This is a genomic window from Nocardiopsis sp. N85, from assembly GCF_028882275.1.
In the GTDB taxonomy this organism is placed as follows: domain Bacteria; phylum Actinomycetota; class Actinomycetes; order Streptosporangiales; family Streptosporangiaceae; genus Nocardiopsis; species Nocardiopsis lambiniae.
In genome coordinates this window covers 68,367-91,796 of sequence record NZ_JARBUT010000001.1, presented here as the reverse complement: position 1 = coordinate 91,796, position 23,430 = coordinate 68,367, and the positions used below count along the sequence as shown (strand labels likewise).

The window sequence follows — 23,430 nt, the reverse complement described above, 5'->3', positions numbered from 1 at the left end:
TCAATCACGGGTGGCCCCCTCGGCGGCGAGTTCACGGGAACGCAGACAGGCGACGGTGTGGCTGAGGCCGTCGCCTCGGGAGTGCAGGACCTCCGGCTCGGGGCGGCGCTCGCGGCACAGGTCGACGGCGTGCCCGCAGCGTGGGGCGAAGGAGCAGCCCGGGAGCGGGGAGGACGGTCCGGGTGGGGAGCCGGGCAGGGACTCGGGGACGATCAGGTCCCCGCTGACCGGGGGCACGGAGCCGATCAGCGCGGAGGTGTAGGGGTGGCGGGACCGGTGGAAGATGTCCCGGGTGGTGCCGGTCTCGATGAGCCGTCCCGCGTACATCGTGCCGACGCGGTCGGCGAGTTCGGCGGCCAGCCCCAGGTCGTGGGTGATGAAGACCATCGAGAACCGCAGCGCCTCGCGCAGCTCGCAGAGGCGTTCGACGATGGCGCGCTGGGTGAGCAGGTCCAGGGCGGTGGTGGGCTCGTCCAGGATGAGCAGCTGCGGTTCGAGGGCCAGGGCCAGGGCGATGAGGGACCTCTGGCGCATGCCGCCGGAGAGTTCGTGGGGGAAGGAGCCCAGCACCCGTGCGGGGTCGAGGCGGACCATCTCCAGCAGGGCGGCGGACTCTTCGAGGATCTCCTTGCGCCGGCGGGGCCGTCCCGTCTCGTGGGCGCGGAAGGTGTCGACGAAGTGGTCCTCGATCCGGAGCACCGGGTTGAAGGCGTTCATCGCCCCCTGGAAGACCATGGCGGCCTCGCTCCAGCGGAAGCGGCGCAGGTCCTCCTTGGCCATGGAGCGGATGTCGACGGTGTCTCCGTCCTTGCGACGGAAGCGGATCTCGCCGGCCGAGACCAGGCCGGTACGGGGCAGGAGTCGCAGCAGGCCCAGGCCCAGGGTGGTCTTCCCGCAGCCGGACTCCCCCACCAGGGCCATGGACTGGCCGGGGTGGAGGTCGAAGGACACGTCGTGGACCGTGGTGAGCAGGGTGCGGCGGCCGGTGCGGTAGCCGATGTCGACGTTGCGGACCGAGAGCAGGGGCCCCTCGTGCGGAACGGGTGCGGTACGGGATGCGGTCACGGGGATCACCTGTCCCGGAGTCGTGGGTCGAGGGTCTGCTCCAGGGAGCGGGTCATGGTGACCAGGCCGATCTGGAAGAGCATGATCATCGCCATGGGGGCGAGCAGGAACGGTACGGCGGCGGGCACCAGGAAGGCGTTGTTGTCCCAGGCCTGCTGGATCATCAGCCCCCAGTTGGCGGCGGTGCTGGGCAGCAGGCCCAGCAGGTACATGCCGACGACGGCGTAGATCGCGTTGGTGATCGCGATGATGAAGTTGATGAAGATGTAGCCGGCCATGTTGGGCAGCACCTCGGCGAAGAGGATGCGGGCGGTGCCCAGGTCCTGGATGCGGGCGGCCTCGACGAACTCGCGTTCGCGGAGCGTGAGGACCTGCGCCCGGATCGACCGCATGAGGTAGGGCCAGGTGACCAGGCCGATGATGAAGGCGACGACCATCGGTGACGTGGTGCGGTAGAAGGACGCCACGACCAGCATCAGCACGATGAACGGGATGGTCATCGTGATGTCGGTGAGCTGGAGCAGGAAGTGGTCGATCCGGCCGCGCACGTAGCCGGCGATCCCGCCGAGGACGACGGCGATGGCGACGGTGATCACGGCGGCGACGATGCCGACCCAGATGGGTTCGCGGCCGCCCAGGACCAACTGGACGAAGGTGTCCTTGCCCTCGTGGTTGGTGCCGAGCCAGTGCTCGGAGGTGATCGGTCCCCAGATCTTGGTGACGTCGGTGGGGTTGTGGGTGTCGATGAGCAGAGGCCCGACGAAGGCGAAGAGCAGGACGCCCAGGACGATGCACAGGCCGAGGAACCCACTGGTGCTGCGGGTGACGCCCTGCCAGATCGCGCCCCAGACCCCGGCTCCGCCGGAGGCGACGGTGGTGACTGCCATGGTCTCCTACTTCCGGATCCGCGGGTCGAGCCTGGTGTAGAGCAGGTCGGCGATGAGGTTGGCGGCCACCACGCAGGTGGTGAGGACGACGAGGAGGCCTTGGAGGAGCGGGTAGTCGCGGTACTTGACCGCGTCCAGGAGGAGTCCGCCGATGCCCTTGTAGACCAGCACCTGCTCGACGAAGATCGCGCCGCCGACGAGCGTGCCGAAGGAGATGGCGATCTGGGCCACCAGCGGCAGGATGGCGTTGCGCCCCACGTAGGCGACCGCGATGCGCCGGTCGCGCAGTCCCCGGGCCCGGGCGACGGTCACGTAGTCCTCACCGAGGACCTCGGTGGTGGAGGCCTTCATGACGAGCATCCACGTGCCGATGATGGCCAGGACGTAGGTGAAGATCGGCAGCCCGGCGTGATAGAGGGCGTCGCCGACGAACTCGACGTTGAACCCGATCTCGACGCCGGGGCTGAGGGTGCCGCGCAGCGCGATGGGGTTGAACCAGCTCAGGTACATGCCGCCGCCGACGACCAGGACCATCGCGATGAGGTAGTTGGGGATCGCCCCCAGGACCGAGGCGACGACGCTGAGGGCGTGGTCGAGGAGGCGGTTGCGGCGGTAGGCCATGATCATGCCGAGCGTCAGACCCAGGACGACGGCGATGACGGTGCCGACGCCGATGCTGAACAGGGTCCAGGGCAGGTAGGCGGCGATGGATTCGGTGACGCTGAAGCCGGGCCGGTTGATGGTCATGCCCATGTCGAAGGTGAGCAGGCCGACGAAGAAGTCCCACCACTGCCGGTAGAGGGGCGCCTCGGGATCGTAGGCCAACGAGTTGGCCGCGATGACGCGCGCCTCCTCCATGCTCATCCCGCCCTGGGTGAGCCGTCCGGCCATGACGTCGATCGGGTCGCCGGGCATGGCGCGACCGAGGAAGAAGGTCACGTTGGCCACGACGAAGACGACCACGACCGCCTTGCGGACCTTGACCAGGACGTAATGACGCCAGATCCGGAGGGGCAGGGGGACGGGAACGTCGGTCGACGCCGTGGTCCCGGTTTCCGGCGGCGGTGGAGAGGCCGTGATGTCGATGGCCACGGGGCTCCTAGCGGGGAGGGGGCTTCTCGGGGGGTGCGGGGGCTCCGCTCGTGGGGCACGGGAGAAGGGCCGCAGAGACACGGCCACTTCTATTAGGAAACTTTCCTAATAGAACGACAAGGTAACCCGAGGAGTGTGGCGAGCACCACCTTCGTGACCAAACGGCGTCCTTCGCGCGACGTGATCGGCATGGCAAAAGCCGCAAAAGCTCACAAACACATAGATATCCATTCGTGTGCCATGGCCGTATCCGGCCACGCGCGCGGATCCATGACTTTTGTGGGTGTTGCCCACCCCTGGGCGATACGTACGGTTACCGAGCCGATGCACGCCCCCGGCGTCGCCCCCGCGACCCGGGCCGGAGAGGCAAAGGAACGACCCCGTGCGCAGAGCACTCGTCCTCACCACGGCGGGCACCCTGGTGCTCGCCCTGACCACGTCCGTCATCGCGGCCGCACCGGCCGCGGCCGACGATCCCCTGAACGCGTTCCACGACCAGGAGGTCGTGTGGGCCCCCTGCGAGGAGGACCTCCTCGCCGAACTGGAGTGCGCCGAGATCGAGGTCCCCCTCGACTACGCCGATCCCGGCGGCGAGCGGGCCACCGTCGCCGTCAGCCGACGCTCCGCGACCGATCCCGAACGACGACGCGGCATCCTGTTGACCAACCCCGGCGGCCCCGGTGGGACCGGCCGCCATCTGCCGATCGAGCCGCGCCCCGACCTTCGACTCCCTTCCACGCTGGGCGACCAGCGCGTCACCGAGGTGTACGACGTCATCGGCATGGACCCGCGCGGCAGCGGTGCCTCCAGGCCGCGGCTGGACTGCGGCAGGGGGATGCCGCTTCCCCCGCCACGCCCCGACGATGACGAGTTCTCGACCATCACCCGGACCGCCATCGCCACGCAGCGTGCCTGCGAGAGCGCCCACGGCGACCTCATCCCGCACATGACCACGGCGAACACCGCCCGGGACATGGACGTCATCCGGGCCGCGCTGGGCGAGGACCGGACCTCCTACTACGGCGTGTCCTACGGCACCTACCTGGGAGCGGTGTACGGGAGCCTGTTCCCCGAGCGGTTGGACCGAAGCGTCCTGGACTCCTCCGTCACCCCCGACGGGATGTGGCGGGGCGTGTTCACCCGTCAGAGCGAGGGCTACCACGCCAACATGGAGCGGTACACCGCGTGGGCGGCCGGGCACGACGACGTGCTCGGCTTCGGGTCGACACCCGAGGACGTCCTGGCCTCCATCGAGGCCGTGCGCGAACGTCTGGAGGACGAACCCGGGTACGACATCCCGGGGATGCCCGAGGGGGTGCCCTTCACCGGGGACGACTTCGACTTCTACGTCGGCATGATGGTCCGCCCCCAGCACCTGTGGGACCTGGCCTCCATGGAACTGGGGCACTTCGTCCACGACGTGCCCTTCCCCGAGTACGAGTTCCCCGAGCCCGGGGACCCCGGTATCGAACTCGGCAACGAATCCCTGCTCATGGCCGTGTCGTGTGAGGCCGAATGGCCCTCCCGACTGTCGGGCTACCACGCCGACATGCGTGAGATCCGCGAGTGGAACCCGTACGGGATCGGGGCGATCTGGCACTCGCCGCAGCCCTGCACGTTCGCGTCCGAGGGGCCGGCCGAACCGCTGGTGGAGCTCGAACGCGACGGATACCCGACCGGGTTGATCATCGCGGCCGAGTACGACGCGAACACCGTCTACGAGGGCGGACCGCTCATGGCGGACCGGCTCGACAACGCGCTCATCACCGTCGCGGACGAGGGCGGCCACGGGTTCTACCCGGTCCCGGGCATGGACTGTGTGACGGACGCCGTGGACGCCTACCTGGTGGACGGCGCGGATCCGGGCGACCTGACCTGTCAGGGGCTGCCCCGGGCCGAGGCCCCCCTCCCGGTCGGCGCGGAGAACGCGGTCGGCGAGGGGATCGCCGAGGTGATGGGGCTCCGGGAGGACCCGCTGCGGGCGATGTCGCCGATGTGGCGGCCCGGGATCGGCTGACCCGGGGAACGACGACGGCCCGCACCGCCGAGCGGCGGCGCGGGCCGTGCGCGTCCGTCACCGGACGACCGTCACAGGGCGGTGCCCCCCAGGCTCCCGACGGTGTCGCCGTTGCGGTCGTAGATCAGGCACAGGACCTCGCGGTCGCCCTCGTTCCACCCGTTCTCGACCGGGAAGAGCGGCTCGATGTCCAACGAGGAGGAACCGTGGGCCTCGCCGGTGAACGTCTCGAAGGGCTCGACGCAGAAGTCGAAGGCCATCTGACCGATCTCGTCCTGACCGGGATAGGCGCCGCTCTCGGAGAGGTCGCCCACGTGGTAGACCTCGTAGAGGTGCGGCTCCGCGCAGTCCACCCGGGGCACCGAGGAGATCTCGCCCTCACCGAACTCGGTCAGGCAGTCGCCGAGGAAGATGTCGAAGACGTCGGTGTCCTCGGGACCGGCCGGGGTCTCCGTCTCGACGGGCTCCTCGTAGGGGGTCTCCGTCTCGACCGGGTCGGCCTCCTCCGGGGTGGGAGAGGGCTGCGCGTCGGTCCGCAGCGCGGGCGGGAGCAGTTCCAGCGGGCCGCAGGCCGTCAGCGACAGGGCGGCGCCGATGACCAAGGGGCCGATCACGAGACGGCCGTAGGGCGAACGGCGCTTTTCGGACAACATGGCGACTCCACTGGATTCTGTGATTCGTGCCGGTCGGGACATGACCCGTCGGCACTTATCAAGATGCGCCGGAGGCGGTGGTGGTTCCCGGCCGGATCCGGAAATCCGGATCCGGCCGGGTCACCGACGGTCGATGGGCGGTCGTCAGCCGGCGTAGCCGGAGAGGGTGCCGGTGACCGTCTCGCCGACGATGACGGCGTAGCAGGTGATGTCGCGGCCGTTCTCGAAGTCCCAGCTGCTCTCGATCGGCAGCAGGGCGCCGTAGTAGATCGTCGAGTCGCCGGCGGGCACACCGTACGAGAGGATCTCGTCGTCGTAGGCGACGCCGACGAACTCGGCGAGCCGGGTGCCGCAGGTCTCGTCCGCCGTCGTGTTCACCACGGAGTCGCCGGGGTAGTCACCCTCGGGCAGCGTCTCGACGTGGTAGATCTCCGAGTCGTGCTCCTCCGAGCAGTCGACCAGGGGGATGTCGCTGACCTCTTCGCTGCCGAGGACGGAGTTCATCTCCTCCTCGGTGAAGCAGTCGCCGACGCCGAGATCGAAGACGTTGCCCTGCGTGCCGAGCACGCTGTCGAGGACGCCGCAACCGCTGAGGGCCACGACGGCGCCGCAGGCCAGGGCGGAAACGGCGAGGGCACGGGGAATGGTGGAGGAAGAGGGCATGGGGAATTCTCCGGAGGAGTCAGGGGAAGCCGACCCGAATGGGCGGCAGGACACCGTTTCACCAGGTGAGGGGCGGCGTCAATCCATTTATGGATAACTACATTCTGGAAATGGAGCACCACGAAGAGTGGCGGACTCGTTTTCCTCCCGGTTCAGGGGATCGCGGTACAGCACAGCACACGGCGACGACATTCGTGAATCCGCCCCTGAGAACGCGACGAGGGCCCCCGGCCGATGGCCGGAGACCCTCCCGTGTGCGTCATCAGGGACTCGAACCCCGAACCCGCTGATTAAGAGTCAGCTGCTCTGCCAATTGAGCTAATGACGCTCGTCGCGGTGCGGCGACATCGTCGATTCTATCGGAGCCACCGAGAGAACATCGCCGCCCTCGGTGTGGTCCGTGCCACCCGGCGCGACCGGGGGCATTCGACAGGATCGACCCCGGTGGAAGGTCTGACCTTCTGCCGGGGTCGTTCGCCGTGCGTCATCAGGGACTCGAACCCCGAACCCGCTGATTAAGAGTCAGCTGCTCTGCCAATTGAGCTAATGACGCCTGCCGCTCGTGGTGGGAAGTCCGCCCCATGGGCCGTGCTCCCCGGCGACGTCGTTAACTCTAGCAGGACTCACGGAGTGGTCGCGAACCGTTTGAACGGCCACCGCGAGGCTCAGGCGAAGGCCAGCACCAGCGCGACGATGACCGCGATCGCGGCGACCGCACCGACGCCCGCGAGGACGATCGGCAGGATCGGCCGACGCTCGGGCGCCGCCGCCACGGGGTTCTCATCGACGAAACGGCGGAAGTGCTGAGTGCTCCCCGCCGGGTCCAGGTTGGGATCGTTGTTCTGTGTCATGAGGTCGACACTAGCGACTCCTGTGACCCGACCGCACCCCTGAGAACGGATTCGGGCGATATCACAAGGACGCGCGACCGTCACCCCTGTGAAAGGCGAACGTAAGGGCCTCCGACCAGACTCGTTGCCGGCGGGCCCGAACGACCGGTACTTCCCCGCGGCCGAGACGGCCCTCCTCCGGACCCGGCGCGCGGCCGCGCGGCCATCGACACCGCACGGGGACCGTGTGCCGGGTCCGCCCCCACCGGCAGGAACCGGCCCGACCGTTCCGCCCCGGGTCCGCGACGAAACCGGTCACCGCCACGGCCGAGGTACTTGCCGCCGCGCCGCCCACTTGGAATCCTGGATTCTCCCGCTTTTTCCCTTCCGCGCGTTGACTCTGCACCAACACCGAAAGAAACTTTCCTCCATGGCGCACATTCCGAAGCCCACGGAAGGCCGCGTGGAATCCGGGATTCCACAGGTCCCCACCACCGTGCTCCGCATCCGTTCGCTGCTGCCCTCGCTGGCACCGGCCGAACGCCGGGTCGCCCAACGCATCATCGACGACCCCGAACGGGCCGCCGCGTCCTCCATCACCCAGTTGGCGAAGGACTGCGCCACCTCCGAGGCCACCGTGATCCGCTTCTGCCGGACCATCGACTTCAGCGGGTACCGGGAACTGCGACTGGCCCTGGCCACCGAGGCCGGCCAGGCCCGCGGCGCCCGGACCACGGGCGGGCCCGAGCCCGACGGGGACATCAACCCCGACGACACCCTGGTGACGGTGGTCCAGAAGATCGCCTACACCGACGCCCGCGCGGTCGAGGAGACCGGGGCGGCCCTGAACGTCGACGTGCTGCGCACCGTCATCGACACGATGGGCGCCGCCCGGCGCATCGACGTGTACGGAGTGGGCGCGAGCGCGTTCGTCGGCGCCGACCTGCAACAGAAACTGCACCGGATCGGACTCACCTCGTTCGCCTGGTCGGACGCGCACGTGATGCTCACCAGCGCGGCCCTGCTGGACGAACGAGACGTGGCGATCGGCATCTCGCACAGCGGCAGCACCATCGACACGGTGCAGGCGCTGTCCGAGGCCGGGCGCCGGGGCGCGCGGACGGTGGCCATCACCAACTTCCCGCGCTCCCCCATCGGATTCGCCGACCACGTGCTGACCACCGCGGCCCGGGAGACCACCTTCCGGTCCGGGGCGACCGCCAGTCGGCTCGCCCAGCTGACCGTGGTGGACTGCCTGTTCGTGGGCCTGGCGCAGAGCCGGTACACCGACAGCAGGACGGCCTTGGAGACCACCGCCGAGGCGGTGCGGGGACTGCGGATCAACGACGACCGCAAACGTCGTCGGGACCGCTCCGACGACAAGACCAGCGACGACTGAGCCGGGGTTCGTCCCCTCGTCCGGAGACCCGGGCGAGGGGACGGGCGGCACCGGAGGGAAAGGAACGGCAGCGGGTGCGGACCGAACAGGAGAGCACTGTGGAGCACTACGGCGGGGACGAGGGCCCCGGGCGGGCCGATCCCCCGGAGGCCCCCTCCGGAGAGGCCGTGATCGTGCGTGCTCCCACCGAGGCCCGCAACCCCGGCACCCACGACATCGACCTGCTGCCCGCCCTGGAGATCCTGCGCCGGATCAACACCGAGGACGCCACCGTGCCCGCCGCGGTGGAGGCGGCCCTGCCCCGATTGGCCCGGGCCGTGGAGTTGGGGGTGGCCGCCCTGGAGAGCGGGGCGGCCATCCACTACTTCGGTGCGGGCACCTCGGGACGCATCGCCGCCCAGGACGCCGCCGAGCTACCGCCCACCTACGGGGTGCCGGCGGACTGGGTGGTGGCCCACCACGCCGGCGGTGGCGAGGCGCTGGCCCGCGCGGTGGAGGGCATCGAGGACGATTGGGAGGCCGGCCGCGCCGACGCCGTCGGCATCGCCCCCGGTTCGCTGGCGATCGGATTGGCCGCCAGCGGACGCACGCCCTACGTGGGCGGCGCCTTGGAGGCCGCCCGGGAACGATCCGCGGCGACCGTGCTGATCAGCGCCAACCCCGAGGCCCCGCTGGCGGGTCGGGTGGACGTGCACGTGGGCATGGACACCGGCCCCGAGGTGATCGCCGGGTCGACCCGGATGAAGGCGGGGACGGCGCAGAAGCTGGCGTTGAACGCCTTCTCCACGGCCGTCATGGTCCGCATGGGGCGCACCTACTCCAACCTCATGGTGGGCGTCGACGCGACCAACGGGAAACTGCGCGGCCGGGTGGTGACGATCCTGGCCGAGGCCACCGGGTCCGACGTGGAGAGCTGCGCGGCCGCGTTGACCGACGCCGACGGCGACACCCGGACGGCGCTGGTGTCGCTGCTGGCTCGGGTGCCGGCGTCCCAGGCCCGCCAGGCGCTGTCGACCGCACGCGGCCGTGTCCGCGACGCCTTGGCCGCCCTCGCCTGAGGCGCCCCGGCCGTGGTCCCGTGAACCTCCGGTCCGTGCGAGAGCACCCGAGGAACGCGGACCTTCGACCGCTGCGTCGACGCCCTCGTCCCTCGGACGTCTCCTCCGCCGGCCTCCAGAACCCCGTGGGCGGCCTCGCGCCCACGGGCTCGGAAGAGCGTTCGAGAAACAGGCCCTAATCCTCCGCGGCCGCGGCGAGTGCGTCGTCGACGGCGGTCTCGTAGCGGCCCAGGAAGGTGGGGTCGGGTCGGACGATGACGGTGCCCAGGGCGGCCACCGCCGCGGGGACCTCCCGCAGCCAGCCGTAGGTGGTGGCCGTGGCGCGCTCGTCGGCGGCGGCGTCGGCGACACCGACCGCGTCGATGCCCGCCGCCCGGCACAGGCGGACCGCGCGGGGCAGGTGGAAGTCCTGGGTGACCACGGTCGCCTCGTTCACGCCGAACACCTCCCGGGCGCGCACGCAGGACTCCCAGGTGGAGAACCCGGCGTAGTCGCCGACGATCCGGTCGTCGGGGACACCGGAGGCCACGAGGTGCTCGCGCATCGTGTCGGTCTCGTTGTAGTGCTCGACGCTGTTGTCGCCGGTGACCAGGAGGACCTCGACCTTGCCCGCGAAGTACAGGTCGGCGGCCAGTTCCAGGCGGCGGGCGAGCAACCGGGTGGGCTGCCCGTCGGCGCGCACCCCGGCGCCCAGGACCAGGGCGACCGGCCGTTCGGGGACGGCGTCGACGGTGTCGTGGCGCTGTCCGGACGTTCCGGCGAGCATCCACGCGAACGGCGCGCACCCCGCCACCAGGGCGAGGACGAGCGACAGGAGCAGGAGGCGGCCACGGTGGCGGGGACGCCCGATGGCGGCGTCGTCAGAAGTCAGCACACTCGGGAGACGACCGGCGACGGCGTACGGTTCCGCGAGCCGCCACATCGGTCGGCCCATCGGTCCGAACGCTCAGGGCCTGTCCCGTGGACACCATGCGTCGCGAGCGGCCTACCGGCGCGGTCGTCGCGGGGCCGGAGAGGGGGCCGGGACGGTGTCCCCCTGGATCGGTGAGGATCCGGAGGAAGGGGAGGTCTTCGCCTGCGGGGGGCCCTTCGCGGGCGCCGGGGCGGCGCGCGACAGGGTATGCACGGACGGGGCACGCCCGTAGGGTCGTCCCATGTCTCCACACCCTGAGAACGACGAACTCCCCCTCCGTCTGCGGGCCTTGGCCGACCTCATGCCCGGGGCGATGCGCGAGGGCGCCGGCATGCACGAGTACGACGGCCGCGTCGCCGACCTGTCCCCCACCGGTGTCGAGGCCGCCCTGGCGAACCTGGGCGGCGCGCGGCTGGACGATCCGCACGACGAGGCACACCTGGCCGCTTTCGAGGCCGGCGCGCGCTACGCGCTGGGCGAGGCGCTGCTGTACCGCGCCAACCCCCTGTACCACCTGGCCGAACTCGACGTCTCCGGCTACGACCGGGACTACGCCCCCGAGGCCGAGCGCGCACGGGCCCGCGACGCCCACCTGACGCAGTGGACGCAGGGGGTGGACAACGCCATCGCCGCCTTGGACCGGATCCCCGCGCCGGTGGCGCGCTCCCTCGTCGGCGCCGTCCGAGGGCTGGCCGAAGGGCTGGCCGAGGACGTGCCCGCCGACGTGCGGGAGATCGCCCTGGCCGCGCACGCCCGCCTGGTCGCCCACGTGGAACGGGCCGCCGTGGAGGGGCCCGAGGACGCCGCCCTGGGCGCCGAGGGACTGGCCCGGCTCATGGGCGTGGGCGAGGCCATGGAGGTCGACCCGGCCGAACTGGCCGACCGCGCGCGGGCCGAACGCGACCGGCTGCGCGCCCGCCTGGCCGAGGTCGTCGGCCGGATCGCCCCGGGCCGCGACGTCATGACGGTGGTCCGGGAACTGACCGCGCGGGGACCGAACGGCGAGCGGGTGCTCGACAGCGCCCGTCGGTGGACGGAACTGTCGCTGGAGTTCACCGCCGAGCGCGGACTGGTGCCCTACGACGACGGCGAGTGCCGGGTGGACCTGTCCCCTCCCGCCCATCGGTGGGCCACCGCGATGATGTCCTGGTCGGGGCCGTGGGAGACGGACACCCCGTCCTTCTACTACATCACTCCGCCCGACCCCTCCTGGGGCGAGGCGGAGACGAGGGAGTGGCTGGAGATGTTCAGCGACACCACGCTGCCCGCCGTGAGCGTGCACGAGGTGGCGCCGGGGCACTTCTCCCACGGTCGGGCGCTGCGTCGGGCGTCCGGGCCGGTCCGTCGGGCGCTGCACTCGATGACGTTCGCCGAGGGGTGGGCGCACTACGCCGAGGAGATGGTCCTGGAGGAGGGCTTCGGCGCGTACGCCGCCGAACGGTCGGGCGTCGAGGGGTGGACCGCCGACCACTACGAGGCCGGTGTGTGGGTGGAGGCCCTCATCCGGGTGACCCGCCTGTCGGTGGCGCTCGGCATGCACACCGGGACCATGACCGTGGAGGAGGCGGCGTCGCTGTTCTCCGAGGACACCCCGTTGCAGGGCCCGGCGGCGCTGTCGGAGGCGCGGCGGGCCACGTTCGACCCCACCTACGGCCGGTACACGTGGGGCAAGCTGGAGATCCTGCGGCTGCGCGAGGAGGCCCGTGAGACGTGGGGCTCGGGGTTCTCCCCGGGCCGGTTCCACAAGGCCCTGCTGGACCTGGGCTCCCCGCCCCTGGGACTCATCGGAACCGCCCTCGAACGCGGCTGACCGGAGCGTCGTCGTGCGGTTCCGGTGTCCCCGGGAACGATCGCCGCCGTTCCCGGGGACACCCGTTCCATCGGCTCAGCGACCGCCGCCGAACAGGCGACCGAGGATCCCGCCCTGAGGCGGGCCGGTCGGCTCGGGCCGTCCGGTCGGGGCCGACTCCTCCACGACCTCGGGTTCGGCCTCCACGCCCACCAGGGCGCGGAACTCCTCCGGGTCCTCCGGCAGCGCCCAGGCCGCCAGGGTCTCCCGGAACCCCTCGTCCTCCCAGGCGCCGGCGGGCAGTTCGGCGATCGCCCACAGGACCTTGAGGGTCTCCTCGTCGTACTCGGCCTGGACGTGCTCCTCCGCGGTGAACCCCTTGGCGCGGGGACCGAGGACGAGTTCCAGCCCCACCCCGGTGACCAGGGCGCGCGAATCGTCCTCACCCTTGATGAGACCGAGCAGGATGTCCAGCCGGAGACGACGGGCGCGGTCGCCGGCCCGCCCCAGGGCCAGGAAGCCCAGGACCTGCGGCGAGCGGGGGCCGCAGTGCGGCCACGATTCGTTGAACAGGCCCTCGTAGCCGCTGGTGGTGCCGCCGCCCCGCCCGACGCGGCGCAGCGCCTCGCGCGGGGTGTTGGGACCGTGGATGAGCACCAGGGCCACCGACGCGGCGAACGAGTTGTACAGGTTGCCGCCCGCCATCTGGTGGGTGAGGGCGACGGTGAGGTCGATGTCGTCCGGCCCGGCGAGCAGGCCGAGGGCGAACAGTTCGGCGGGCAGGGGTTCGGAGCCGCCCTCCAGCGCCTGGTCCATGATGCCGCGCAGACCGGAGGCGCTCTGGCGGGTCGGGCGCAGGTCCCTGGCGAGCAGCATCTGGGACGAACCGGTGATACCCGCGACGATCCGATCGGCGTCGGGGGTCAGGAAGGCCAGTACGTAGGAGACCCACTCCCCCGCCCGGTCCAGGCCGCCGCGGTTGCTCGTGCCCTTGAGGAGTTCGAGCAGGTCGGGGACCCGGGCGCGAACCGCCTCGAAGGTGTCGAGTTCGGCTTGGAGCAGGGCCGGGCCCTCGGGCAGTTCCAGGACGTCGAGCCGGTTGCGCATGCGCCACCGCTGCTGCTCGTCGGGGGCCTCCTCCACCCAGGCCCGGTACTGCTCGTGGACCTTGGCGATGTCGGTGGTGGCGATCCAGGCCACCTCGTCGCGCCACTGCCCGAGGTCGCGCGGCTCGGGGAAGAGGTCCTCCGCGTGCGGCGAGACCAGTTCGAGCAGCAGGCTCAAGGGGCGCCAGCGGTCGGTGGCGGGTGTTCGCGGGGAGCAGGCCGCGTCGACGAGGTGGTCGACCGCCTTGGGGGCGGCCGTGTGGCCGGGGGCGGGGAAGGCGATGATGTCGTGCAGTTCGGAGAGGGCGGTGTCGCTCCGGGTGACCTCGGCCAGGAGGGGCGCGATGCGGTCGCCGCCCTCCGGGGCCAGGGCCGCCCAGTCCACGCTCTCAGCGTCGTCGTGTGCGTCGTTTCCCGTGGTCGCGTTCATGTCCCCAAGTATCCCGGTCCGGCCGGTGTCAGGGACCGCTGCGGGCGGGGGCGGGGCGCAGGACGGCGTCGCGCAGGGCCTTGACGGCGGCCGCGGCCTCACGCGCGTAACCGATGACGGTGGAGCGTCGGCGGGCGCCCATGCTGGGATCGCCGACACCGACGGCGTCGATCCCGGCCGCCCGCGCCAGGGCGATGGTGCGGGGCAGGTGGAAGGACTGGGTGACCATGGTGGCGGCGCGCACCCCGAACAGATCGCGCACCCGCACGCAGGTGTCCCAGGTCCGGTAGCCGTGGGGGTCCGCGTCGACACGGTCGGCCGGCACCCCGTGGGCCAGGAGGTAGTCGGTCATGGTGTCGGTCTCCCGGCACGACACCTCGCGGTTGTCCCCCGAGACGATGACGCGTTCCACCCGGTCGTCCAGGTACAGGCGTACGGCCAGGTCCAGGCGGCGGGCGAGCAGAGGCGAGGGCCCGTCGGTCCAGGCGGCGGCGCCCAGGACGACGGCGACCGGCCGGCGCGGGACCGTGTCGGTGGTGCGACGGCGACCGGCCGAGGCCGTCATGAGCCAGACATAGGGCGTCAGGGCGGCGGCGCACGCTCCGGCCACCACGATCCACAGCGTCACCGGTCGCTCCTCTCCCACCCGTCCCCGACACCGCCCGTCCCTCGGCCGCCACCCTGGACGGGTGGCCTGCGGCCATGGGATGTCCCACTCGCGGACGGCCTGCGGCCGACGGACTTCTTCTCCGTGCGCGCCGTCGTGGCGGGCATCCCCTCATGTTCCCAGGGTCCGGACCCTCAACCGAACAGGTCGCTCCAGGAGAAGGGGCGGCGATGGCCCACCCGGAGGTTGCCGCCGTGGCAGGTGCCGGTGATGACGAAGTGGGGCGCGGGCGGTCTCGGGATCGCGTCGGCGTCGACCTTCATTCCGCCGAACCAGGAGGTGTCGACGTCGACCTCGGCGGTGGCCCGTTCGGGCAGGATGACGTCGGCGCCGCCCCAGGAGATCTCCAGGTGGACCTCGATCCGACCGTGGGGGATGTCGGCCTCGCGGAAGTCGAGCCTGGTGGAGCCGTACTTGTTGCGGACCTCGACGCGGCGGGGCACCTGCCAGCGCCCCTTGCGGACGATGCTGTCGCCGTCGGAGCGGACGATCATCACGTCCTCGGGGTGGACCCGGTCGACGGGGCGGTTGTCCAGGACCACGGGGACGGGTCCGGTGGGGGCGCCGGGTGAGCCGGGTAGGTCCGAGGTGATGGGCTCCAGGTCAGCGTAGGTCTTGGCGTTGAAGGCCGCCTCAAGACGTTCGTCGAGTTCGTCGAGGGTGATGCGTCCTTCGGCCGCGGCCTCCCGGAGCACCTCGGCCACTTGGTGGCGTTCGGCGTCGGAGACCCGCAGACGACCTCTCTCCTCGGAGACCACGTCCCCACCGTTCCCTTCCGTCGTTTCCCACTGCCACGGTAGAGCACGGTCCTCGAAGCGGGAAAAAGGGGAAGGTCCCCACCCCCCGACGCTTTGACGCGCGCCGGGACGGGGTAACGCTTCTGGAGGGTGACCCGGGACTCTGCCGGGGTAGGACGGACCCCGGCAGAGTCCTGGACCACGTGGTGGGCACATGGCCGTCTCCCCTGTGCGTTACACGATCTCGCGCCCGGAACGGATCTGCACAGAGCGTGTCCGAAACCGGCCAGTACGTGAAACACCGCTCCGACGAGAGCCCGAATCCGGGTGTTCCGGAGCCCGTTCCCCTCTCACGGTTTTCGGTCCACCTGTGCGCAGAGGCACTACGTGTCCCAACGCCCCCACCCTCACCGCCCGGATCAGGCATTGTCGCGGCGCGTGATCGAATTTCGGACAGTCGATAAACACCTTTGAGGACACCAGTAGATCGCGGAGAACCGCAGGTCAGGGATCCCCCTCCGCCGACCCCCGGAAAAGCCCTCGATCACTCTCGAACAGGGGTTCGTAGAACCCGCTCTGACCTGCGCTCATGGCGTGGGTGAAAACCTCCGGGAACCTGACGGGAATCCGACCCTGAGCGGCGTTTGCCGGAATTCCGCGCCGAGCATGTTCTCTGGTGAGAGCGGCGGCCGACCCGCCCTTCGCCCCGACACCGCCCGCCCGCTCCGAACACCTCGGACCCCGGACCATCACCTGGTCGAAGACCGGAGGAGACCCACGACGTGTCCGCCTTTGCGATCGCCCCGACCTTCCTCAGCGACTTCACCCACCTCACGCCCGACGTCCAGCTCAGCACCCTGGCCGTGATGCGCGCCTACCAGGCCGGGGAACGCCCCGACCTGGAATCCGTGACGGACGCCGCCGACCCCCGGGTCCGGATCGTCGGCATCGCCCCCGACTGGTCCGGCGTCGTCGTCCCGGCCCCGGCCGACGACGACCGCGAGGGCGAGGACGAGGACCCCGGAACGCACCCGGAGACCCGGTACCGCCTGCTCACGGTGCTCCCGCACGAGGAGGCGCTCCGCTTCGCCCGCCGGCTGCTCCCGATGGGCCCGGAGATCGTCCCGCTCGGTCCGGCGGGTCCGATCGATCCGCGCCCCAGCGGGCCGCCCGAACTCGCCGGCGCCCTGCGCGCGCCCTTCCGGCAGTGGCAGGTCACGCTCCACCCCGATCAGCACCGCATCACCGAGGCCCACTACAACGGCGCCGTCCAGATCACCGGCGGCCCCGGCACCGGCAAGACCGTCATCGCCCTGCACCGCGCCGCCCACCTGGCCGAACGCGATGCCGCCGCCCACCCCGAGGACCACCGCGAGTCGGTCCTGCTCACCACCTACAACCGGGCCCTGGCCCAGTCCCTGGCCGACCGCCTCGACCAGTTGCTGCCCGACCCCGACGTACGCGCCCGGGTCCGGGTGGCCACCATCGACGGCCTCGCCCGGTCCGTGGTGCAGGCCCACGGCGTTCCGCCGCGCCTCATCGGCAAGGACGAACTGGCCCGTCGCTGGCGCGCGGTGGCCATGGCCGACGGTCTGCCCTTCTCCGGCCGCTTCCTGGTCGACGAGTGGGAGCAGGTCATCCTCGCCAAGGGGCTCGACCTGCTGCCCGAGTACATCCGCTGCGAGCGCAGCGGACGGGTCCAGCACCTGGCGCCCGAACACCGACGCCAGGTGTGGGAGACCATCAGGCGCTATGTCGGTGCCATGCGGGTGGAGGGTCTGTGGTCCTACCCGCAGCTGGCCGCCGAGGCCGCCCGCGTCCTGGGCCGGAGCGGCCCGCTGTTCCGGCACGCGGTGGTCGACGAGGCCCAGGACCTGCACCCGGCCCAGTGGCGGATGGTGCGCGCCGCCGTCCCCGAGGGCCCCGACGACCTGTTCATCGTCGGCGACCCGCACCAGCGGGTGTCCGACAACCGGGTCTCGCTGGCCTCGCTCGGCATCAACGTGCGCGGACGCGGCCACCGGCTCCGGGTGAGCTACCGGGTCACCCAGGAGATCCTCGACTGGAGCATGCCGATCCTGGGACGGCGGGCGGCCCTGGGCATGGACGACGACGCCGACACCCTCGCCGGTTACCGCTCGCTGCTGCGCGGTCCGGCACCGGTGGTGCGCGGCTGCGCCGACCGCGCCGAGGAGCTCACCGCCCTGGGCGACTGGGTGCGGGTCTGGCTGGAGGCCGGGGTCGATCCGACCGAGATCGCGGTGGCCGGGCGCAACCACTGGGTGGTGCGCGGCATCGCCAAGGAGCTGACGGCCCGGGGCATCCCGACCGCTCCGCTGGAGGAGTCCGGTGACGCGGAGGCGGTGCGCGTGGGCACGATGCACCGGCTCAAGGGTCAGGAGTTCCGGTGCGTGGCTCTGGTGGGCGTCAGCGACCACCTGTTGCCCCCCAAGGCCGCCATCGAGTCCGCCGACGGCGACCAGGTCGCCCTGGAGCACGCCTTCCAGCAGGAGCGGACGCTGCTGTTCACCGCCTGCACGCGGGCCCGCGACGCCCTGTACGTGTCGCACGTGGGCCGGCCGAGTCGGCTGATCACCGAGGTCCGGTGAGCGTCCGGTCCCGGTGAGGGGACGGACGGAGAAGGCGGGGGCGTCGCGCGGGTCGCGCGGCGCCCCCGCCGGTTCTCCAGGGCGGTCAGCCGCTGTACAGCCCGTTCAGGTTCGGGATGTTCATCCGATCGGTCCCCGCCGTGGGCTGGGAGACGTCCACGTCGGTGACGTACATGTACGGCAGCAGCAACGGCGGGGGGAAGTCCGGCGTGAAGGTGAGCGGGATGCCCAGGATGCGCACCTTCATCCGGGTGACGTGCATGGTGACGTCGCCGTCCATGACCATGGTCGGCAGTCCCAGGCTCATCCGGGCCCCGGCCTCCTCGAACCACAGTTCCCCGCCCCGCAGGTCGGCCCGGCCCATGGTGAGCCGGAGGTAGCGCTGCGGGCCGTCGGCGGTCGGGCATTCCACGACGCCCCGGTAGCGGGCGCCGCTCATGGTCAGGCTGTCGGCGGTCAGGCCGGAGGGGTTGACCGAACCGCGAAAGCAGTCGTAGCCCTCGTCGACCGTGATCTCGGGGAGCTCGTCCGCGTCCAGGGCCGCCTGGCAGGCCAGGACCGTGTCGAGGAACTCCTGTTCGCTCTCGGTCAGGGCACCGTCGCCGATGCGGAGTTCGCAGTCGGCGGGGTCGGCCTCCCCGTTCTCCTCGGTCCCCTCCTCATCGGTCTCCTCCTCCGGTTCCTCCTCCCCGGGTTCCTCGGATCCGGGGTCGGTGCCGCCCCCCTCCGTTCCGTTCCCGGGTTCTCCGGGCGACGGTGACGGGGAAGGCGAAGGGGAGGGGGAGGGGGAGGGCTCGTCGTCCGGTCGTCCGTCCTGGCCTCCGCCGTCGGGGAGGAACCAGTCCCACGGCCACCCCAGGGTGGGCGCGGGCGCGGCGGTCAGGAGGAGGGCGGCCGCCATGGGGAGGGCGAGCGCGGCCAGAGGCCGGGTGCCGCCCTCGCCCGTGGGCAGTTGATCGGCGCGGGTGCCGGGGTCGTCCCCGTCGGAGGGGTCGCCGTCCGCGACGGCGCCCTCGGGGGCCCCCGCCCGTCGGCGCCCGCGCGGGCGCCGACGGACCTTGGGACCCCACGCGAACACGAGCGACCCACCGACGATACCGAGCAGCATGCCGATGACGAATCCACCGAAGTTGGAGGTCACGAAGGTCACCAGGGCGAGCAGGACCCCGACGACGCCGAAGAACGTGTGCTGGGCCGGTTGGAGCCAGCTCAGCACACCGAGCACGATCATCAGCACCGCGATGAGGGTGCCGGACACGCCGGCGATGCCGGCGTAGATGATCAGGTCGATCGGGAGGACGAGGGTCTGCGCGGCCGGGGCGACCAGCAGCTCGATCCCGGCCGCGATGAGGATGACGCCGCCCCAGAACGGGCGGTCGCGCCGCCAGTGGCGGAACCGTCCCCACCCCGAGCGCAGGAGGGTCAGTGCACGGGTCATGGGATCAGAAGCACTCGTGGGCGCCGGGCTTGATCGACAGTCCCAGACCGGACAGCCGCAGTGAGCCGGAGGTGACCGCCCAGGTGGTCATCTTCATGTCCGAGACGGTGATCTTGTCGGCCTGGAGACCGAAACCACCGGCGGGTCCCTGACCGCCATCGGCCTTGTCCAGGGTGCTGGCGTCGCGGCCGATCTCGATCTCGCTGAACTCGGCGTTGCCGCGGAGCTGCTCGATGTCGATGACGAGGTTGGTCCCCTCCACCGGTGTGCTCGCGCCCGCGGTGATGACGAGGGTGGCCTGGCCGATCGGCATGTCCCAGAGCGAGGACATGCAGAGGTTTTCGAGTTCGGCGGTGTTGACCGTGGACAGGCCCACCGCGCGGCCGGTGCCGTCCACGGACGTGGCGACGTCACCGTACTGGGTGAAGCCGTTCCCGACGAGGCTGTCGGCGGACATCTTGAAGCTGTCGCCGGAGACGGCGAACGAGGCGGCGAGCAGGCCTTGGGTGGTCATACCGCCGAGGACCGCGGCGGCCACGAAACCGGGCACCGCGACCAGGGCGAAACGGCGCCAACGGGTACCGCGCACACCTTCGTCCTGCTCAGGCGCATCCTGGGACACCTCTGGCGTCTCGGAAGCGTGGGGCATGAGAACCTCCAGTGATCCACCGCCCCGGGGGGCGGTGCGGGGGAGAGAAACTTGCGCCGATGCACGCCTCGCGTGTTACATGGAACACACCTTACTCGGCGGTAGTGACGAACATTACAATAGTTATTGTCACAATTCTAGATGGCGCAAAGAATGTTGCGGACCCGTATCCGGCGCACTACGGACCATCCGCAACCGAGGGATAGCGAGACCTGGACGTGCCCCGAGAGAGCAATGCGGATTCCCCCGCCAACCCCGACAAGACGACCGATACCGACGGAAACGACCGATTCGACTACGACGTGGTGGTCATCGGGTCCGGATTCGGCGGATCGGTCAGCGCCCTCCGCCTCACAGAGAAGGGTTACCGCGTCGGCGTCCTGGAGGCCGGGCGTCGTTTCACAGCCGAAACCCTGCCGTCATCCTCCTGGGACCTGAAGAACTTCCTCTGGGCCCCCGGGGCCGGGCTGTACGGCATCCAGCGCATCCACCTGCTGCGGGACGTGATGATCCTGGCCGGCGCCGGGGTCGGCGGTGGTTCGCTGAACTACGCCAACACGCTCTACCACCCGATGGACCCGTTCTTCGAGGATCCGCAGTGGCGGCACATCACCGACTGGAAGCGTGAGCTGGCACCCTTCTACGACCAGGCCCGGCGCATGCTGGGCGTGCGCACCAACCCCACCGTCACCCCGTCCGACCGCCACCTCAAGGCCGTCGCCGAGGAGATCGGCGTGGGGGACACCTTCCGGCTCACGCCCGTCGGCGTCTGCTTCGGCGACGGTGAGGACGGTTCGGGCGCCAAGGCCTCCCCCGGCGCGTCCGTCGGCGACCCCTACTTCGGCGGCGCCGGACCGGATCGCACGGCCTGCGTCGAATGCGGCGACTGCATGACCGGCTGCCGGCACGGCGCCAAGAACATGCTGACCGAGAACTACCTGTACTTCGCGGAGCGTGGCGGCGCCGATGTGCACCCGTTGACCACCGTCGAACGGATCCGCCCCCTCGCCGAGGGCGGGTACGCGATCGACGTCCTCCGCACCGACGCACCCCGGCGCCGGGAGAACGCCCGCACGTTCACCGCCCGCCAGGTCGTCGTCGCGGCCGGCACCTACAACACCCAGACCCTGCTGCACCGGATGAGGAACGGGGGTCTGCTGCCCCGTCTGTCGGACCGGCTGGGCACGCTCACCCGGACCAACTCCGAGGCGCTGGTCGGCGCGATGAGCCGGCAGGTGCCCTGGCACGAGGACCTGACCCGGGGTGTGGCCATCACGTCCTCCATCCACCCCGACGAGAACACCCACATCGAGCCGGTCCGCTACGGCAAGGGCTCCAACGCGATGGGGCTGCTCACCGCCATCCAGGTGCCGGGCGACGGCCGGACCCCCCGCTGGCTGCGCTTCCTGGGCCGGGCGGTCCGCCATCCGGTGGTGTTCGCCCGCAGCTTCTCCAACCGACGCTGGTCGGAGCGGACCATCATCGGCCTGGTGATGCAGTCGCTGGACAACTCCCTGACCACCTCGGTCGAGAGAGGCCTGTTCGGCGGACGCGAGAAGCTCACCTCACGACAGGGGCACGGCGAACCCAACCCCACGTGGATCCCCGCGGGCCAGGACGTGGCGACCCGGTTGGCCGAGCGCATCGACGGTCATCCGGGCGGCACCATCGGCGACGTGTTCGACATCCCGATGACGGCGCACTTCCTGGGCGGCTGCCCGATCGGCGACAGCCCGGAGAACGGTGTCATCGACCCTTACCACCGCCTGTACGGATACCCGGACCTGCACGTGGTGGACGGGTCGGCGATCAGCGCCAACCTGGGCGTGAACCCGTCGCTGACCATCACCGCGCAGGCCGAGCGGGCGATGTCGATGTGGCCCAACAGGGGCGAGGAGGACACCCGCCCGGCCCAGGGCGAGGCCTACCGCCGGGTGAAGCCGGTGTTCCCGCGCGACCCGGCGGTGCCCGGCGGCGCCTTCGCCGAGCTGCGCTACACCACCTCGTTGCCGCTGTCGGTCATCCCGCCCGAGGCCGGGACGAACAAGGACAGGGCGCAGGACCCCGCTTCCTGAGCGGGACAACGGTCCCCGGGGGCGGGCGGGCCCGCCCCCGGGGGACGCGAACGGGCCCGGACGGGGGACGTCCGGGCCCGTGAAGTCGGTGGAGGGGGTCTCAGGCCCGTGTTCCGGGCTCGGGGGAGGCGGCGGGGAGGCCGTCGCGTTCGCGGTTGAGGAGTTCCATCGCGTCGGCGAAGTGCTCGCCCATGACGTTGGTCAACTGCTCGGCCATCTCCTGGGCCAGGACCGCGTCGACGGCCTGCTGGGCGAGCGGGCGGACCTTGCGGATCGCCTCGGCGACCTCGGCGGGGTCCTCGGTGCGCAGCACCGTGCCGGGGGCGTACTCGGCGATGATGTGGTCGGCGACCAGGCGGGTCATGTGCTCGGCGACGTGACCGATCTTGTCACGCAGGTTCTCGGCGATGTCCAGCACGGAGGCCACGGTCATGCCCATGCGCACCAGTTCGACGCCGGCGTGCAGGAGCCGGGGGCTGGGCACACGGAACCGCAGGCCGTCGCGTTCGATCACGCCGAGGTCCAGGGCGCGCTTTATCGTCTTGGGCGTCACGCCCTTGCCGAAGAGGTCGCGCAGGTCCCCGAGGGTGAGGTAGTCGGCGATCTCGTCGCTCCAGGCGTCGCCGATCGCCGATTCGAAACCGAGGATCTCGGAGAGGTCGCCGCCACGCTCCCACACCTGGAACATCTCGCCGATGTTGGCGAAGGTGTAGCCGCGTCGGAGCAGTTGGCCGATCAGCCGCAGACGTGCCAGGTGCGCCTCGGAGTAGATGCCCACGCGGCCCTCCCTGCGGGGAGGGGCGAGCAGCCCTCGATCCTGGTACACCCGGACGTTGCGCACCGTCGTATCGGCCAGCCGGGCGAGTTCGTCAATGCGGTATTCGGCCATGGGACCAGCCTAGAGACACCCTGGAACCTTACTTGTCAGTATCTTCCCGCCCTGGACGTTTTAGACCATGACAACAGACGTTGTCACGTTTGCGACAGGAACGCAAGAACCCGCACATCCACCCCAGGGAGGAACATCCCTACGGGCGATCGGGACTCGATCCCATAGTGGACCACGTCCCTTCGATCGCGCGGGGACTTCTCGAAATTCACTTCAGGATCGTCCGCAATCCACGAGATCGACGGGTGACACCATCATCACCCCTCGGACGCTCCCACGGAACCGCTCGCGAGAGAGCCCTCGGGGGCGGCCCCGCCAGGCCCTCCCGCCGCCCCTTTCACCCACGACCACGGCGCGCGCCCCTCCCCGGCCCCGGAACTTACCCACGAGTAAATTTCCGACGACACCCCATTGCATTGTGACAATACTCGTTGTAACGTTCCGGCAATGACTGTGGAGGAGAT

19 protein-coding genes and 2 tRNA genes are annotated in these 23,430 nt (G+C 70.8%); 6 read left to right on the top strand and 15 right to left on the bottom strand.

Going from position 1 to position 23,430, the window contains the following annotated elements; all coding sequences use genetic code 11:
• From PWG71_RS00440 to PWG71_RS00430, 3 genes are read right to left on the bottom strand one after another with little or no spacing between them, the layout of a single operon-like run.
• Nucleotides 1-1,074, bottom strand: coding sequence for an ABC transporter ATP-binding protein (locus tag PWG71_RS00440; protein ID WP_446724954.1), 1,074 nt, complete (start codon nucleotides 1,072-1,074; stop codon nucleotides 1-3).
• Complete coding sequence (locus PWG71_RS00435) at nucleotides 1,071-1,952, bottom strand: ABC transporter permease (protein WP_274807427.1); 882 nt, start codon at nucleotides 1,950-1,952, stop codon at nucleotides 1,071-1,073. The genes PWG71_RS00440 and PWG71_RS00435 overlap by 4 nt, the downstream gene beginning before the upstream one ends.
• Nucleotides 1,953-1,958: 6 nt before the next feature.
• Entirely contained in the window at nucleotides 1,959-3,044 is a 1,086-nt protein-coding gene (locus PWG71_RS00430; RefSeq protein ID WP_274807426.1) for an ABC transporter permease, read from the bottom strand.
• Between the two features lie 382 nt (nucleotides 3,045-3,426).
• On the opposite strand from PWG71_RS00430, the gene PWG71_RS00425 reads away from it, so the two are divergent.
• Nucleotides 3,427-5,061 carry an alpha/beta fold hydrolase gene (locus PWG71_RS00425; protein ID WP_274807425.1) on the top strand — a complete coding sequence of 545 codons (1,635 nt, stop codon included), beginning with the start codon at nucleotides 3,427-3,429 and terminating at the stop codon, nucleotides 5,059-5,061.
• A 71-nt stretch (nucleotides 5,062-5,132) separates the two neighbouring features.
• Here the strand turns inward: PWG71_RS00425 and PWG71_RS00420 are convergent, their stop codons facing one another.
• The 5 genes from PWG71_RS00420 to PWG71_RS00400 all read right to left on the bottom strand — a co-directional run bounded on the left by PWG71_RS00420 (nucleotide 5,133) and on the right by PWG71_RS00400 (nucleotide 7,228).
• A complete protein-coding gene (locus tag PWG71_RS00420) occupies nucleotides 5,133-5,714 on the bottom strand; it encodes a septum formation family protein (protein ID WP_274807424.1) in 582 nt (193 codons plus the stop codon).
• A gap of 144 nt (nucleotides 5,715-5,858) precedes the next feature.
• A complete protein-coding gene (locus PWG71_RS00415; RefSeq protein ID WP_274807423.1) occupies nucleotides 5,859-6,377 on the bottom strand; it encodes a septum formation family protein in 519 nt (172 codons plus the stop codon).
• A gap of 255 nt (nucleotides 6,378-6,632) precedes the next feature.
• A tRNA-Lys gene (locus PWG71_RS00410) sits at nucleotides 6,633-6,705 on the bottom strand.
• A gap of 152 nt (nucleotides 6,706-6,857) precedes the next feature.
• Nucleotides 6,858-6,930 (bottom strand) — tRNA-Lys (locus PWG71_RS00405).
• A 112-nt stretch (nucleotides 6,931-7,042) separates the two neighbouring features.
• Nucleotides 7,043-7,228, bottom strand: coding sequence for a hypothetical protein (locus PWG71_RS00400; protein WP_274807422.1), 186 nt, complete (start codon nucleotides 7,226-7,228; stop codon nucleotides 7,043-7,045).
• 409 nt (nucleotides 7,229-7,637) lie between these two features.
• On the opposite strand from PWG71_RS00400, the gene PWG71_RS00395 reads away from it, so the two are divergent.
• The gene (locus PWG71_RS00395) at nucleotides 7,638-8,606 is read left to right on the top strand and encodes a MurR/RpiR family transcriptional regulator (protein WP_274807421.1); all 969 of its coding nucleotides are present in this window, start codon (nucleotides 7,638-7,640) and stop codon (nucleotides 8,604-8,606) included.
• A gap of 74 nt (nucleotides 8,607-8,680) precedes the next feature.
• Nucleotides 8,681-9,664 carry an N-acetylmuramic acid 6-phosphate etherase gene (locus PWG71_RS00390; protein ID WP_274807420.1) on the top strand — a complete coding sequence of 328 codons (984 nt, stop codon included), beginning with the start codon at nucleotides 8,681-8,683 and terminating at the stop codon, nucleotides 9,662-9,664.
• A gap of 175 nt (nucleotides 9,665-9,839) precedes the next feature.
• On the opposite strand, the gene PWG71_RS00385 is transcribed toward PWG71_RS00390, so the two are convergent.
• Nucleotides 9,840-10,535, bottom strand: coding sequence for a SanA/YdcF family protein (locus PWG71_RS00385; protein ID WP_446724969.1), 696 nt, complete (start codon nucleotides 10,533-10,535; stop codon nucleotides 9,840-9,842).
• A gap of 283 nt (nucleotides 10,536-10,818) precedes the next feature.
• On the opposite strand from PWG71_RS00385, the gene PWG71_RS00380 reads away from it, so the two are divergent.
• The gene (locus tag PWG71_RS00380; RefSeq protein ID WP_274807419.1) at nucleotides 10,819-12,387 is read left to right on the top strand and encodes a DUF885 family protein; all 1,569 of its coding nucleotides are present in this window, start codon (nucleotides 10,819-10,821) and stop codon (nucleotides 12,385-12,387) included.
• Between the two features lie 75 nt (nucleotides 12,388-12,462).
• Here the strand turns inward: PWG71_RS00380 and PWG71_RS00375 are convergent, their stop codons facing one another.
• The 3 genes from PWG71_RS00375 to PWG71_RS00365 all read right to left on the bottom strand — a co-directional run bounded on the left by PWG71_RS00375 (nucleotide 12,463) and on the right by PWG71_RS00365 (nucleotide 15,327).
• Complete coding sequence (locus PWG71_RS00375; protein WP_274807418.1) at nucleotides 12,463-13,902, bottom strand: hypothetical protein; 1,440 nt, start codon at nucleotides 13,900-13,902, stop codon at nucleotides 12,463-12,465.
• A 28-nt stretch (nucleotides 13,903-13,930) separates the two neighbouring features.
• Nucleotides 13,931-14,530 (bottom strand): SanA/YdcF family protein, encoded by a 600-nt coding sequence (locus PWG71_RS00370; RefSeq protein ID WP_274807417.1) that lies wholly within the window; start codon nucleotides 14,528-14,530, stop codon nucleotides 13,931-13,933.
• 173 nt (nucleotides 14,531-14,703) lie between these two features.
• Nucleotides 14,704-15,327: a DUF1707 SHOCT-like domain-containing protein gene (locus PWG71_RS00365; protein WP_274807416.1), complete on the bottom strand. Its 624-nt coding sequence runs from the start codon at nucleotides 15,325-15,327 to the stop codon at nucleotides 14,704-14,706.
• Nucleotides 15,328-16,088: 761 nt separating this feature from the next.
• Here PWG71_RS00365 and PWG71_RS00360 point away from each other — a divergent pair.
• Nucleotides 16,089-17,915 (top strand): UvrD-helicase domain-containing protein, encoded by a 1,827-nt coding sequence (locus PWG71_RS00360; protein ID WP_274807415.1) that lies wholly within the window; start codon nucleotides 16,089-16,091, stop codon nucleotides 17,913-17,915.
• 85 nt (nucleotides 17,916-18,000) lie between these two features.
• On the opposite strand, the gene PWG71_RS00355 is transcribed toward PWG71_RS00360, so the two are convergent.
• Nucleotides 18,001-19,353, bottom strand: coding sequence for a DUF6114 domain-containing protein (locus tag PWG71_RS00355; protein ID WP_274807414.1), 1,353 nt, complete (start codon nucleotides 19,351-19,353; stop codon nucleotides 18,001-18,003).
• A 4-nt stretch (nucleotides 19,354-19,357) separates the two neighbouring features.
• Nucleotides 19,358-20,002, bottom strand: a complete 645-nt coding sequence (locus tag PWG71_RS00350) for a DUF6230 family protein (protein WP_274807413.1) — start codon at nucleotides 20,000-20,002, stop codon at nucleotides 19,358-19,360.
• A gap of 218 nt (nucleotides 20,003-20,220) precedes the next feature.
• Here PWG71_RS00350 and PWG71_RS00345 point away from each other — a divergent pair, with 218 nt between their 5' ends.
• Nucleotides 20,221-22,077, top strand: a complete 1,857-nt coding sequence (locus PWG71_RS00345) for a GMC oxidoreductase (protein WP_446724953.1) — start codon at nucleotides 20,221-20,223, stop codon at nucleotides 22,075-22,077.
• 100 nt (nucleotides 22,078-22,177) lie between these two features.
• Here PWG71_RS00345 and PWG71_RS00340 read toward each other — a convergent pair whose 3' ends face one another.
• Nucleotides 22,178-22,966 carry a MerR family transcriptional regulator gene (locus tag PWG71_RS00340; protein ID WP_274807412.1) on the bottom strand — a complete coding sequence of 263 codons (789 nt, stop codon included), beginning with the start codon at nucleotides 22,964-22,966 and terminating at the stop codon, nucleotides 22,178-22,180.
• Between the last annotated feature and the right edge of the window lie 464 nt (nucleotides 22,967-23,430).